Consider the following 13,908-nt stretch of genomic DNA (forward strand, 5'->3'; position numbering starts at 1 on the left):
ACCTCCTCTTTCCCAAACCGCGCATGACCACGGACGTTTCCGCCCAACCTCCCGCGCCGCCCCCCGGCGACCAGCCTCGCGGCGACCGGCAACCCGGGCCGCCGGGTCCGCCGCCGCGGCGCCGCCGCGCGGGTCGGCTGCTGGTGAAAACGCTCGGCTGGGCGGTGGTCGTGCTGGTTTTGCTGGTCGTGCTGGCGCTCGGTCTCGTCTACGGAGCACTGACCACCGAGCGTGGTACCGCATACGCCTGGCAAGCGGCAGTCCGGCTGTTGAACGGCAAGCTGAGCGGCACTCTGGAAGGCGGCGCGCTGGCAAACGGCGTGCGGCTGCGCGGCGTGCGCTGGCGCGCGCTCGACGGCAGCGGCACCGACATCCAGGTCGACCGGGTGGCGGGCCGCTGGGGGCTGACGCGCGAGCCGTGGCGTTTCACGGTCGACTATCTGCATGTCGGCACCGTCGACGCCCGCATTGGCACCTCGTCGTCGCGCAGCAATGAGCCGCTGAAGCTGCCGCAAGACCTGCGTTTGCCAATGCAGCTAGAGATCCGCGACGTGCAGGTGGACAGGCTGTTGCTGCGTCAGGGCACCTCGACCAGCGAATTTGCGCACTTCGCTTTTCATGGACGCAGCGACGGACGTCATCACGAGGCCGCGATCCAGCGGCTGGATACGCAGTTCGGTGCGGTGACGGCGTCGGCGAAGCTCGACGGCGTGAAGCCGTTTGCGCTCGGGGGCGACCTTGCTTATTTCGGCAAGGTCCGCGACGAGGCCGTGCAGGTGGGCGGGCAGATAAGCGGATCGCTTGAAAATTTGATCGCGGAGCTCGACGCGAGCGGGATGAAGCTCGCGGGGCACGCGCGCGTCGAGGCCACACCGTTCGCCCAGGTGCCGCTCAAACGTGCCACGCTGACCTTCGACCACGTCAATCCGCAGGCATTTGCGCCGGGCGCGCCGCTCGCCGATCTGGCGGTGAGAGCGGAGTTGCAGCCGGTGGGGCACGAGGTTGACCAGGCGGGTGGCGACGGCGCGGGCCGCCCGGCGGACACCAGCCGCAACGAGAGTGGCGACGCCAGTTCCGCGTCCACCGCAAGCGCACCTGCCGGCGCGGCCGGGCGTCGCGCCCCGGCGCATCCGGCCAGCTCCGCTGCGCGGCACGCAAGCGCGGCGGCGCCAGAAGTCCCCGCCCCCCCGAGCAACTCTGCGAAGACCAGCCCGTTCGCCGTGACAGGCCATATCTCGATAGTGAACGCACGTCCCGGCGCAATCGATCAAAACCTGCTGCCGCTTATCGACGCCAACGCCGATGTGCGCCTCGACGCCCAGGCGCAGCGCATCTCGAATCTCGCCGTGCGGCTCGTGAAAAACGCCACGCTGACAGGCGGCGGCGCGCTCGCCGGCAAGCGCGGGCAGTTCGATCTGCAGGTGGCCGGGCTCGACCTGAACGCGCTGGAGGCGGCGGTGCGTCCGACGCAGCTTTCCGGTCCCATCGCGATCCGGTTGAACGACGATATTCAGACTGTCACGCTCGATCTTGCCGATCCGAAAGCCGCGCTGCGCGCGCAAGGCAAGCTGACGATGGACCCCGCGCGGCTCAGCTTCAACGACGTGCGCGTCACGTCGGGCCAAGGCCGCATCGAGCTGTCCGGCGCGCTCAAGCACGATGCGAATTCCAGCTACAACCTGAAAGCGCAACTGACCGACTTCGACCCGTTGACGCTGACCTCGCAAATGCCGTCGCGCACGCCGGTCAAAGGGCCCGCCGTGGCGCAGAGTGCCGCGAACGGCAAGCTCGCCGCCGAGGCCGCTGCGCAGGCGGGCAGCACCGCCGGCGCGAAAAGCGCGGCTCCGGCCGACAAAGCGGCGGCGGCGGTCAAGAACACCGGCAAGGCCGTGGTGAAAACCGAGGTGCTGCAGCGCAAGAGTCCCGCGCCGAAACGCGCCGCGCCGCCCGCGCGCAAGATCGAGGCGAAGGTCAACGGCACGTTGTCCGCGACCGGCATGCTGGCACCGGTGTTCACCACCAAGGCCGAATTCAGGCTCGGCCCGAGCGTCTACGACGGCCTGCCGCTAACGGGCGGCGGCACCGTGCAACTGGCGGGCTCGCGAATTTTGCCGAGCCGCGCGAACCTCTCCGTGGCCGGCAACCAGGTCGACCTGCAAGGCAGCTTCGGCGCGCGCGGCGACCGCTTGCGCTTTCACGTCGACGCCCCCGCGCTTGAGCGCCTCGGCTTCGGTCTCGCCGGCCTGATTGCCGCCGACGGCGATCTGACCGGCACCTTCGATCATCCGAACGTGGTGCTGAATTACAAGGCCGACAGCGTCGTGCTGAGCAGCAACCGCATCGGCCATGCGGAAGGCCACGCGGAACTGCGCGACGGTGCGAACGGTGCGCTGGTTTTCACCACCGACGCGCGCAACGTCAGCGCAGGCGGTGTCGATCTGGCCACGCTCACCGCGCGTCTGACCGGCACGCGCGCCAATCATTCGCTCGAAGCGGCCGCCACCGGCAAGCTGCAGGAGCGGCCGCTCGATCTGACGCTCGCGGCCAACGGCAAGCTCACCGAGGCGCGCGACGGCACGCGCTGGGACGGCACGGTGACCCGTCTGCAAAACCGCGGCACACCGGCGCTGAATCTCGACTCGCCGCTCGCCGTGAGCGCCGGCCCGCGCCGCCTGACGCTCGGCGCGACGCGCCTCACGCTGGAAGGCGCGGTGCTGAGCCTGAAATCGTTCGCCTTCGACCACGGCCGGGTGCAATCGGCGGGCAGTCTGACCGGCATTTCGCTCGCGCGTCTTCAGGATCTGCGGCGCGAGATTACCGGCGTGCCGCCGGCGGTCAAGACCGACCTGATCTTCGACGGCGATTGGGACTTCGCGCTCGGCAGCAGCGCGAGCGGGCATATCCAGTTGAAGCGCCGCAGCGGCGACGCTACCGTCGAGATAGGCCGGGGGCTCGCGTCGCTCGGCATTACCGATATCGCCGCGCGTGCCGAATTTAGCGGTGGCAATCGGCTGAATGCGACGCTGCATGCGCAGGCAAGCCGCATCGGCGTGATCGACGCCGACGCCCATACGCTGCTCGTCGCCCGCGACGGCTTTCTGACCGTCGACGAGGAGAGCGCTCTCACCGGCAATGTGAGCGCCAATGTGCCGTCGCTGAAAACGACCGGCGGGCTGTTCGGCCCGAGTTACCTGCTCGACGGCCATCTGGCGCTCAAGCTCGCGCTCGGCGGCACCGTCGCGCGGCCCAATCTGACCGGCTCGCTGCTCGGCGACGAGCTTTCGGCCACTCTCGTCGATCAGGGCGTGCAGTTGAAGGACGGCGTGGTGCGCATCGCGCTGTCGCACAATCTCGTGGACTTCCAGCAGGTCGAGTTCCATGGCGCGAGCGGCACCTTGCGCGCCACCGGCCGCGTGCGCCTGGACGGCGCGGAGCCGGACCTGACGGCAAGCATCGTCGCGGACAAGCTCGAGCTTTTTGCCGCGCCGGACCGCAACCTGTCGCTGACCGGCAGCGCGACGGTGGCGAACGCGGGCGCGCAGGGCGGCATGGCGATCAACGGCAAGTTCGTGGTCGATCACGCGCTCTTCGATATGCCGGAACAGTCGGCGCCCAAGCTCGGCGACGACGTCGTCGTGGTGCGCCCGGACGGCACCGTGGCCGGCGAACGGCCGCGGCCGGTGCCCGGCAGCAACAAGCCGGTCGGCCCATTTGCGCCGCGCGCGAACATCGACATCAGTCTCGGCAACAGCTTCCGCTTCCGCGGGCAAGGCGCCGATCTCGGCCTGACCGGCACGATCACGGCGATGAGCGCGCCGAACCTGCCGCTGCGTGCGGTCGGCAATGTGCGCGTGACGCCGGGCTCGACCTACACCGCGTTTGGCCGCAAGCTGAACATCGAGAACGGCTTCTTCACGTTCAACGGGCCGGTGGCGAATCCCGGTATCAACATTCTGGCGATGCGCCGCAATCAGCAGGTCGAGGCAGGCGTGCAGGTGACCGGCACGGTGCAGTTTCCGGTCGCGAAACTCGTGTCCGAGCCGAACGTGCCGGACAACGAAAAGCTTTCGTGGCTGCTGTTCGGCCACGGCACCGACCAGGGCAACAACCTCGGCCAGCAGAGCACCATGACGACGGCGCTGGCGCTGCTCGGCAGCGCCAGCGGCAAGCGGATCGCGCAGACCTTTGGTCTGGACGAGTTTTCGATTGGCCGCAGCGAAGTCGGGCTGACCGATCCGCAGGTGGTAATGGTGTCGAAGGCGATCAACGAATGGCTTGTGATCGGCTACGAGCAGGGCTTGCAGTCCGCGAGCAATGCAATCAAGGCGACCGTCAACCTGACGCGCTACTGGTCGGTGGCGGCTTACGGCGGCACTTTCGACGGCATCACGCTGCTCTATACGCGGCGTTACGACCGGATCAAGTGGTGATGGTTGCGGCTATGAAAAAACGGCGCGCCTTTGCAGGGCGTGCCGTTTTTGTGGTGCAGAGCCAGGTGCCAGGTGCCAGGTGCCGCGTCGGGCTTAAGCCAAGCGCGAAACTCGCCGCGTCAACCCCGCGCTTACTTCACACGCATACCGGGCTTCGCGCCGCTGTGCGGCTCGAGCACGTACAGGCCCGGCTCGGCTTTCTCGTCCGCCGCCGACGCCGCCAGCACCATCCCTTCCGACAGACCGAACTTCATCTTGCGCGGCGCGAGGTTTGCGACCATCACCGTGAGCTTGCCGATCAGTTGCTCAGGCTGATACGCGGACTTGATGCCGGAGAACACGTTGCGGGTTTTCTCCTCGCCGACATCCAGCGTGAGTTGCAGCAGCTTGTCCGAGCCTTCCACCGCTTTGCAGTCGACAATTTTTGCGACGCGCAGATCGATCTTCGCGAAGTCGTCGATCGAAATGACGCTGGATGTTTCGTCGCTCGCGCCGGGAGCAGCGGCAGTGGCAGCCTTGGCGGCTTTGATTTTCGCCTTCGCGTCCGCCGCAGGCGCCGCCGTTTGTGGCGTGGCTTGCGGCGTGGCTTGCAGCGACTCGCGATTGGCCGCGAGCAGCGCTTCGATCTGCTTCGGATCGACGCGCGTCATCAGATGCTTGTAGGCGTTGATCGGGCGCGCCGAACTGAGCGGCAGGTTCGCATCGGCCCATTGCAGCGGTTCGACGCCGAGGAACGCTTCGACCGCTTCGGCCAGCTTCGGCAACACGGGCTTGAGCGCGATCGACAGCAGCCTGAACGCCTCGATGCTCACGCTGCAGGTTTCGTGCAGCGCGACGGCGTTGGCCGGATCTTTCGCCTGGTCCCACGGCTTGGCCGTGTCGACGTACGCGTTGACCGCGTCGGCCAGTTCCATGGTCTGGCGCAGCGCGCGGTTGTACTCGCGCGCCTCGTAGTTCGCGGCGATCTGTCCGATCGCGGCACGCAGCGTGACGAGCAGCGGATGCTGCATCGCGCTGTCCTGCACGCGGCCGTCAAAGCGCTTGATCAGAAAGCCCGCGGCACGGCTTGCGATATTCACGTACTTGCCGACCAGATCGCTGTTCACGCGCGCCTGGAAGTCGTCGAGGTTCAGGTCGAGGTCTTCCATTGTGCTGTTCAGCTTGGCGGCGAAGTAGTAGCGCAGCCATTCGGGATTCAGCCCGGTGTCGATCACGCTCTGCGCGGTGATGAAGGTGCCGCGCGACTTCGACATCTTCGCGCCGTCCACGGTCAAAAAGCCGTGTGCGAACACGTTGGTCGGCGTGCGGTGACCTGAAAATTCGAGCATGGCCGGCCAGAACAGTGTGTGGAAATACAGAATGTCTTTGCCGATGAAGTGATACTGCTCAGCCTTCGAGCCGGGGCGAACCCATGCGTCGAAGTCGAGGCCGCGCTTTTGCGCGAGATTCTTGAAGCTGGCGTAGTAGCCGACCGGTGCATCCAGCCACACGTAGAAATACTTGCCCGGCGCGCCCGGAATTTCGAAGCCGAAGTACGGCGCGTCGCGCGAGATGTCCCAGTCGGCGAGCTTGGCTTCGCCAGCGTCGCCCAGCCACTCGCGCATCTTGTTGGTCGCCTCGGGCTGAGCAAGACCGCCGACCCACTCGCGCAGGAAGTTCTCGCAACGGGGGTCCGAAAGGCGGAAAAAGTAATGCGTGGAGGTCTTGCGAACCGGCGTGGCGCCCGAGACGACCGAATAGGGATTGACGAGCTCGGTTGGCTGATAGGTCGAGCCGCAGACTTCGCAACTGTCGCCGTACTGGTCTTTCGCGCCGCATTTCGGGCATTCGCCCTTGATGAAGCGGTCCGGCAGGAACATTTCCTTCACCGGGTCGTATGCCTGTTCGATGTCGCGCGCCTCGATCAGACCGGCTTCCTTCAGCGCAAGATAGACGTTCTCGCTCAGGACGCGGTTCTCTTCCGAATCGGTCGAATAATAGTTGTCGAACGAAATGCCGAAGCTGTCGAAGTCGCGCTTGTGCTCCTGCCAGACGCGGTCGATCAGCTGCTTCGGCGTCAGACCTTCCATTTCCGCGCGCAGCATGATCGGCGTGCCGTGTGTGTCGTCGGCGCCCACGTAATAGACCTCGTGCCCGTGCATTCGCAGCGCGCGGACCCAGATGTCCGTCTGGATATATTCGACCAGATGGCCAATATGGATTTGCCCGTTCGCATACGGAAGGGCCGACGTGACGAGAATCTGACGGCGGCCCGACGGCGCGCCTGCGGTGAGATCGGTTGCGGGTGCTGACATAAGGATGGTGGGAGCCTGCGGTGGGACGAAAGATCGATTCTAGCAGGGCGGACGCCCGCGGGCGCGGGCCCGCGCGGGACTGGTGCAGCCGCGCGGCATTGGACGATACGAAAAGCGAGCGCCCAAAAAAAACCGGGGCGATTAACCCCGGAGCAACAACGACAAGAGGAGAATGGTGACGCGGCGGCTTCGCCAGCCACGTACCGTAAAGACAGACAGCGGATTTTCGTGAGAGTTCGAAATTTTTTTCGTTCCCGTACGAGAATTCCCACGGCGCATTTTTCACGCTGCGCCGCAGGCCGACCGCAACGATGTTGCAAGGCTGATTGACGGGCCCAGAGCTGGCTCTGGCGCGATAAACCGCGCCTTCAGACCACCCTGAGCACCCTGCGCCGAGCGGGGCGCTGCGCGCGCCCGCCTTTCTCCGTACTGTCGCGCGCCGTGCTTACTGCGTGGCGTGCTGAGCCGTGGCGCGCAGGTAGATTTCCACGCGACGGTTGGCGGCGCGGCCGGCTTCCGTGTTGTTGTCGGCGATCGGCTGGTTCTGGCCCATGCCTTGTGCCGACAGGCGCTGCGCCGCAACGCCGCGCTGCTCGAGGAAGCCCACCACGCTCTGTGCGCGATTGACCGACAGCGTCTGGTTATAGGCCGGTTGTCCGGTGCTGTCAGTATGGCCGACCACTTGCGCGATCACTTCCGGATTCTGCTGCAGCGTCTGCGTCAGTTGATCGAGCACCGGCGCGAACGACGGCTTGATCGCGTAGCTGTTCGTGTCGAACGTCACGGAGCTTGGAATGTTCAGCTTGAGCGAGCCGTCCGGCTGCTCGGTGATCTGCGTACCGGTGCCCTTGGTTGCGCCCGACAGCTTGTTGTGAATTGCCTGCCAGTTGTAGCCGGTAATGCCACCCACCGCAGCGCCGACCCCCGCGCCGATTGCCGCGCCCTTGCCGCCGCCGAAAATCGCGCCGAGCGCCGCGCCGGTGCCGGCGCCCACGCCCGTGCCGACAGCCGTGTTAGTACCCTGTTGGCTGGCGCAACCAGCCAGCACGGAGCCGGCAACGGCGAAAGCGGCCAGGCGAGTCATGAGTCTTGCGTTCATTTTTGATTCCTCTCGATTGATGCGAATGACGCGCATAAAGCGCGCAGGTAAAGCATTGCGCGACGTTGTGCCTTGACAGCGAGCGTCGCTCGCTACAGCAACAGCCTTGTGCCGTCAGGCCGGATAACCCGCCGGCAGATCTGGGCGGAACCCAGAGACTTCCTCGCCCGTCCCGGTCCGACAGTGAAGAAGGGTCTTCCGGCATCGCTTCACCCTAGCCACTACAATGAAGGCTGGCGCGCAGCGATGCGGCCCCAAGGCAATCCGCCTGCCGGAAGCGTGCCCGGCATGCATGGTTTTCGCAATGCTGACTAACAATTTCTTGCAAATTCCGGCGCGTGGCCGAGATTTCGATCCCGCCGCGACGCAGGTGTTCCCCTCGGAGTGTCAATGAGTATCGATCGGGCATTGGTCGACGCTGCGCTCGCAGCCGTCACTGACCCCAACACCGGCCGGCCGTATGCGGCTGCCAGAAACGTGAAGAACGTGGTCGTGCAGGGTGACACGGTCAGCGTCGCAGTGGTAGTCGGCTATCCGGCCATGCGTCAGTTCGACGCGATCCGCAAACAGTTCGACGACGCGCTGCGCGCCGTGCCGGGCGTGGCCCAGACCAGCGTGCAGGTGTCGCAGGAAATCGCCGCGCATACGGTGCAGCGCGGCGTGAAACTTTTGCCGAACGTTAAAAACATCGTCGCGGTGGCGTCGGGCAAGGGCGGCGTCGGCAAGAGCACGACCGCCGTCAATCTTGCGCTCGCGCTGGCGAGCGAGGGCGCGTCGGTCGGCATACTCGACGCGGACATCTACGGCCCGTCGCTGCCCTTGATGCTTGGCATCGAGGGGCGCCCGGAGTCGCCGGACGAAAAGACCATGAACCCGATGACGGGTCACGGCCTGCAGGCCAACTCCATCGGCTTTCTGATCGAGCAGGACAACCCGATGGTGTGGCGCGGCCCAATGGCCACGTCGGCGCTCGAACAATTGCTGCGGCAGACCAACTGGCGCGATCTCGACTACCTGATTGTCGATATGCCGCCGGGCACCGGCGACATCCAGTTGACGCTCTCCCAGCGGGTGCCGGTGACGGGCGCCGTGATCGTCACCACGCCGCAGGACATTGCCCTGCTGGACGCGCGCAAGGGCCTGAAAATGTTCGAGAAAGTGGGCATTCCGATTCTCGGCGTCGTCGAGAACATGGCCATGCATATCTGCTCGAACTGCGGGCACGAAGAACATATCTTCGGCGCGGGAGGCGGCGAGCGGATGGGCAAGGAGTACGGCGTCGACCTGCTCGGCAGCCTGCCGCTCGACATTGCGATCCGCGAGCAGGCCGATTCCGGCCGGCCGACGGTGGTGGCGGACCCGCAAGGGCGCATCGCGGAAACGTATCGCACGATTGCGCGCAAGGTGGCGGTGCATATCGCCGAGCGGGCGCGCGACATGAGCTCGAAGTTCCCCAACATCGTCGTGCAGAACACCTGACAGGTCGTGCGAATCGGCTGGGCGGCGCACTGCGGCAGCCCGGCCGGGCGCGGCAGGCGGGCGCAAGCGTCTGTTTTCGCCATGTCTCGCGGTATCATGTCGACTTCACGGGTTCGGCTCGGCGGCCGCAGGGGCGGCTGCCAGGCCGGCAAGAGGATCGCATGGGAAAACGAATCGACGGGCAGGCGGTGCATGCGTTCATCGTCCTGACTGCCAGCAGTGTGCTGTTGTGTGGCTGCACCGCCTTCCTGAGACCACAGGAAAAGCGCGCCGACGCGCAGTTGCTGCCCACCGTGGGCAATCAGGCGCGCGGCCTCGTGACGTTCATCGAGCGCTCTGACGGAGTGCAGGTCACCTACAATCTCGCGGGCTTGCCGCCCAATAGCGATCACGCGCTGCAAGTGCACGAGCGCGGCGACTGCAATGCCGCCGACGCCTCCAGCGCCGGCCAGGTGTTCTCGCCCGCAGCGGAGCGTCTGAAAACAGGTGCTCGTGTGGAAGGCGATCTCGGCAACATCCATGCGGACGCCAACGGCGTGGCAAGCGGCTTCATCGTGGCACCGGACGTTTCGCTCGACGGTATCCGTTCGGTCCTGCAGCGCGCGGTTCTGCTGCATCACGACGCCACCGACCCCTACGCGTATCCGCAGCACGGCGCGGGTTTGGCGCTCGCTTGCGGCGTGATCCGGCAATGATCCGGCGATGAGCGGGCAATGAGCGCAAGCGCCACGGGCTTTGCCGTCGAGCGGCCCGCTTAAGGCGGCGCTCGCGGCGCAGATCTGCGGCAGTATCTTCGCTATCGCGTAAAATAAGCGCCTTTCATGCGGCGCACCGTCATGTACACCTGAGCACGCGGGCTGGACCCAGGCGCCCCGGCGCACACCGCGCAGCGATCACCCAGTTACCTGTCGGTTATCCGTCACCCATCTGTTATTACGTCGAGCAGCGTTCACCTATGACCATCAAATCCGACAAGTGGATCCGGCGCATGGCCGAGTCGCACAAAATGATCGAGCCGTTCGTGCCCGATCAGATTCGCGTCTCCGAAGACGGCCGGAAGATTGTCAGCTACGGCACTTCGAGCTACGGCTACGACATTCGCTGCGCCGACGAATTCAAGATCTTCACGAACATCAACTCGACGATTGTCGACCCGAAAAACTTCGACGAAAAATCGTTCGTGGACTTCAAGGGCGACGTCTGCATCATTCCGCCCAATTCGTTCGCGCTTGCCCGTACGGTCGAGTATTTCCGCATTCCGCGCTCGGTGCTGACCGTGTGTCTCGGCAAGTCCACTTACGCGCGCTGCGGGATTATCGTGAACGTCACGCCGTTCGAGCCGGAATGGGAAGGCCACGTCACGCTCGAATTCTCGAATACGACACCTTTGCCTGCCAAAATCTACGCGAACGAAGGCGTCGCTCAAGTGCTCTTCTTTGAAAGCGACGAGATTTGTGAAACGTCGTACGCGGATCGCGGCGGCAAATATCAAGGTCAGCACGGCGTCACGTTGCCGAAGACGTGACGTCGGCAGCGCATTGACCCACCAGCTATTCGGGTGACCGCTGCAATTTTCAGAATGCAGCGGTCGTTCTTTTTGGAGAATCGCCCATGAAGTTCCGTTTTCCCGTCGTCATCATCGACGAAGATTTCCGCTCCGAGAACATCTCGGGTTCCGGCATCCGGGCTTTGGCCGAAGCAATCGAGAAAGAAGGCGCGGAAGTGCTCGGGTTGACGAGCTACGGCGATCTGACTTCGTTCGCGCAGCAGTCGAGCCGCGCGTCGTGCTTCATCCTGTCCATTGACGACGACGAACTCCTGCCCTACGTCGAAAACGTCGTGGTGGAAGGCGAAACGCCCGAGCTCGCGGCCGCGATCGTCGCGCTGCGCGCGTTCGTGACCGAAGTGCGCCGCCGCAACGCGGACATTCCTATTTTCCTGTACGGCGAGACGCGCACCTCGCGCCACCTGCCGAACGATATTCTGCGCGAGCTGCACGGCTTCATCCACATGTTCGAGGACACACCGGAGTTCGTTGCGCGCCATATCATTCGCGAGACGAAGGTGTATCTCGACTCGCTCGCGCCGCCGTTCTTCAAGGAGCTCGTGAAGTACGCGGACGAAGGTTCGTACTCGTGGCACTGCCCGGGCCATTCGGGCGGCGTTGCGTTTCTGAAGAGCCCGCTCGGGCAGATGTTCCACCAGTTCTTCGGCGAGAACATGTTGCGCGCCGACGTTTGCAACGCAGTGGACGAACTCGGGCAACTGCTCGATCACACCGGGCCAGTGGCGGCTTCGGAGCGCAACGCCGCGCGCATTTTCAGCGCGGACCACGTGTTCTTCGTGACCAACGGCACTTCCACCTCGAACAAGATCGTCTGGCACGGCACGGTGGCGCCGGGCGACATCGTGCTGGTGGACCGCAACTGCCACAAGTCGATCCTGCACGCGATCACGATGACCGGCGCGATTCCCGTGTTCCTCACGCCCACACGCAACAACTTCGGGATTATCGGTCCGATTCCGCGCTCGGAGTTCGAGCCGGAAAACATCCGCAAGAAGATCGCGGCGAATCCGTTCGCACGCGAAGCGCTCGCGAACAACCCGAACCTCAAGCCGCGCATTCTGACCATCACGCAAAGCACCTACGACGGCGTGATCTACAACGTCGAAATGATCAAGGAGATGCTGGGCGAATGGCTCGACACGCTCCATTTCGACGAAGCGTGGCTGCCGCACGCGGAGTTTCACGAGTTCTATCAGGACATGCATGCGATCGGCGCGGGCCGCCCGCGCATCGGCGCGATGGTGTACGCGACGCACTCCACGCACAAGCTGCTGGCCGGCATCTCGCAGGCTTCGCAGATCGTCGTGCAGGATTCGAAGAACAGCCGCTTCGACAAGCATCGCTTCAATGAGGCGTACCTGATGCACACGTCGACAAGCCCGCAATACGCGATCATCGCCTCGTGCGACGTGGCGGCGGCGATGATGGAAGCGCCCGGCGGCACCGCGCTCGTCGAAGAATCGATTGCGGAAGCGCTCGACTTCCGTCGCGCCATGGCGAAGGTCGACGCGGAATACGGCGACGACTGGTTCTTCAAGGTCTGGGGCCCGGAGCAGTTCGCCGAAGAAGGCATTGGCTCGCGTGAAGACTGGATGCTGCGCCCGGACGATTCGTGGCACGGCTTCGGTCCGCTCGCCGAGGGCTTCAACATGCTCGACCCGATCAAGGCGACCATCGTCACGCCGGGTCTGGACATGAACGGCGATTTCGGCGAGTCGGGCATTCCGGCCGCGATCGTCACGAAGTATCTGGCCGAGCACGGCATCATCGTCGAGAAGACCGGGCTGTATTCGTTCTTCATCATGTTCACGATCGGCATCACGAAGGGCCGCTGGAACTCGATGGTGACCGAGCTCCAGCAGTTCAAGGACGACTACGACAACAACCAGCCGCTGTGGCGCGTGCTGCCGGACTTCGTCGCGCTGCACCCCACGTATGAGCGCGTCGGATTGCGCGACCTGTGCCAGCAGATTCACAGCGTGTACCGCGCGAACGATATTGCGCGCCTCACGACCGAGATGTACCTCTCGAGCATGGAACCGGCGATGAAGCCGTCGGACGCATTCGCAAAGCTCGCGCATCGCGAGATCGACCGCGTGCCCATTGACGAGCTGGAAGGCCGCGTCACGTCCATTCTGTTGACGCCGTATCCGCCGGGCATTCCGCTGCTGATTCCCGGCGAGCGTTTCAACAAGACCATCGTCAACTACCTGCGCTTTGCGCGCGAGTTCAACGAGCGCTTCCCGGGCTTCCACACGGACATCCACGGGCTCGTCGGCGAAATGATCAACGGCCGCATCGAGTATTTCGTCGATTGCGTGCGCGTCTGACAATGCGGCTGACGAGGTTTCTTGTACTCGCGCTCACGTGCGTGCTCGGCACCGCGCCGCTTGCGGCGCGCGCCGAAGTCGCCGCTGCCGATCCGATCGACGCGGCGATGCGCACGTGTCTTGCGCGCAGCGATATGTCGTCGACAGCGGGGCAGGTGCAGTGCATGGAGACGGCGCGCATCGGCTGGAAGACCGCGCTCGACAACGCATGGCAGCAGTTGCAGCCGGAGTTGCCGCCGGCGCGGCGCAAGCAGTGGCAGAAAAGTCAGGCAAGCTGGGAGGCTTTGCGCGACGCCGACAAACAACTGCTCGCGGCGGTCTTCGCCACCACGCGCGGCACGATGTATGTGCTGGCCGAAGCCGACATGCAACTGCAGCCGGTGCGTGACCGTGCGCTCGTGCTGCGCGGCGCGGTGGCCGACGCACGCCCCGGCCAGCCGGCGCGCCCCAAGCGTCTGCGCGCCTGTACTGCCGACGCTCGCTGCGAACACGCCATGTTCGACATGAACCGCTACTACCGCCGTCTGCGGGCGAAGTTGCCGGTGCGCTCCCGTGCCACGCTGGTGCGCGCGCAGAAGGCGTGGACTGCGTATCTGAATGCGGCCACGCCGCTTGTCGACGAGCGCGGCCGCATCGATATCATCGGCGCGCGGGTTGCAACGCTCAAGCGCCTCGCCGAAACGGCCGGCAACGACTAGACACCTGAGCC

Annotated in this window: 8 protein-coding genes; 6 read left to right on the plus strand and 2 right to left on the minus strand. The window is 64.9% G+C overall.

Features of this window, described 5'->3' with window-relative positions; translation table 11 throughout:
- The first annotated feature begins 23 nt into the window (after positions 1-23).
- Positions 24-4,430, plus strand: coding sequence for a translocation/assembly module TamB domain-containing protein (locus F757_RS0103380; RefSeq protein WP_027210169.1), 4,407 nt, complete (start codon positions 24-26; stop codon positions 4,428-4,430).
- A gap of 131 nt (positions 4,431-4,561) precedes the next feature.
- On the opposite strand, the gene metG is transcribed toward F757_RS0103380, so the two are convergent.
- Both metG and F757_RS0103390 read right to left on the minus strand, forming a co-directional pair.
- Entirely contained in the window at positions 4,562-6,724 is a 2,163-nt protein-coding gene (gene metG / locus F757_RS0103385) for a methionine--tRNA ligase (protein ID WP_027210170.1), read from the minus strand.
- Between the two features lie 445 nt (positions 6,725-7,169).
- On the minus strand, positions 7,170-7,823 hold the full coding sequence (locus F757_RS0103390; RefSeq protein ID WP_027210171.1) for an OmpA family protein: 654 nt from the start codon (positions 7,821-7,823) through the stop codon (positions 7,170-7,172).
- Positions 7,824-8,213: 390 nt separating this feature from the next.
- Between F757_RS0103390 and apbC the strand changes: the two genes are divergently transcribed.
- The 5 genes from apbC (at position 8,214) to F757_RS0103420 (ending at position 13,897) form a co-directional block, all read left to right on the plus strand.
- The gene (gene apbC / locus F757_RS0103400) at positions 8,214-9,302 is read left to right on the plus strand and encodes an iron-sulfur cluster carrier protein ApbC (RefSeq protein WP_027210172.1); all 1,089 of its coding nucleotides are present in this window, start codon (positions 8,214-8,216) and stop codon (positions 9,300-9,302) included.
- Between the two features lie 161 nt (positions 9,303-9,463).
- The gene (locus F757_RS0103405) at positions 9,464-9,997 is read left to right on the plus strand and encodes a superoxide dismutase family protein (protein WP_027210173.1); all 534 of its coding nucleotides are present in this window, start codon (positions 9,464-9,466) and stop codon (positions 9,995-9,997) included.
- Between the two features lie 260 nt (positions 9,998-10,257).
- Positions 10,258-10,827, plus strand: coding sequence for a dCTP deaminase (gene dcd, locus F757_RS0103410; RefSeq protein WP_013338490.1), 570 nt, complete (start codon positions 10,258-10,260; stop codon positions 10,825-10,827).
- An 86-nt stretch (positions 10,828-10,913) separates the two neighbouring features.
- Complete coding sequence (locus F757_RS0103415) at positions 10,914-13,199, plus strand: arginine/lysine/ornithine decarboxylase (protein WP_027210174.1); 2,286 nt, start codon at positions 10,914-10,916, stop codon at positions 13,197-13,199.
- A 2-nt stretch (positions 13,200-13,201) separates the two neighbouring features.
- Positions 13,202-13,897 carry a lysozyme inhibitor LprI family protein gene (locus F757_RS0103420; protein ID WP_027210175.1) on the plus strand — a complete coding sequence of 232 codons (696 nt, stop codon included), beginning with the start codon at positions 13,202-13,204 and terminating at the stop codon, positions 13,895-13,897.
- Positions 13,898-13,908 lie beyond the last annotated feature (11 nt).

The sequence above is a fragment of the Burkholderia sp. WSM2232 genome, assembly GCF_000472545.1.
In the GTDB taxonomy this organism is placed as follows: domain Bacteria; phylum Pseudomonadota; class Gammaproteobacteria; order Burkholderiales; family Burkholderiaceae; genus Paraburkholderia.

Excerpts from the sequence above, each read along its gene's own strand:
- apbC (WP_027210172.1), top strand. The coding sequence starts at position 8,214 with ATGAGTATCGATCGGGCATTGGTCGACGCTGCGCTCGCAGCCGTCACT.
- F757_RS0103390 (WP_027210171.1), bottom strand. The coding sequence starts at position 7,823 with ATGAACGCAAGACTCATGACTCGCCTGGCCGCTTTCGCCGTTGCCGGC.
- dcd (WP_013338490.1), top strand. The coding sequence starts at position 10,258 with ATGACCATCAAATCCGACAAGTGGATCCGGCGCATGGCCGAGTCGCAC.
- F757_RS0103420 (WP_027210175.1), top strand. The coding sequence starts at position 13,202 with ATGCGGCTGACGAGGTTTCTTGTACTCGCGCTCACGTGCGTGCTCGGC.
- F757_RS0103405 (WP_027210173.1), top strand. The coding sequence starts at position 9,464 with ATGGGAAAACGAATCGACGGGCAGGCGGTGCATGCGTTCATCGTCCTG.
- F757_RS0103380 (WP_027210169.1), top strand. The coding sequence starts at position 24 with ATGACCACGGACGTTTCCGCCCAACCTCCCGCGCCGCCCCCCGGCGAC.
- metG (WP_027210170.1), bottom strand. The coding sequence starts at position 6,724 with ATGTCAGCACCCGCAACCGATCTCACCGCAGGCGCGCCGTCGGGCCGC.
- F757_RS0103415 (WP_027210174.1), top strand. The coding sequence starts at position 10,914 with ATGAAGTTCCGTTTTCCCGTCGTCATCATCGACGAAGATTTCCGCTCC.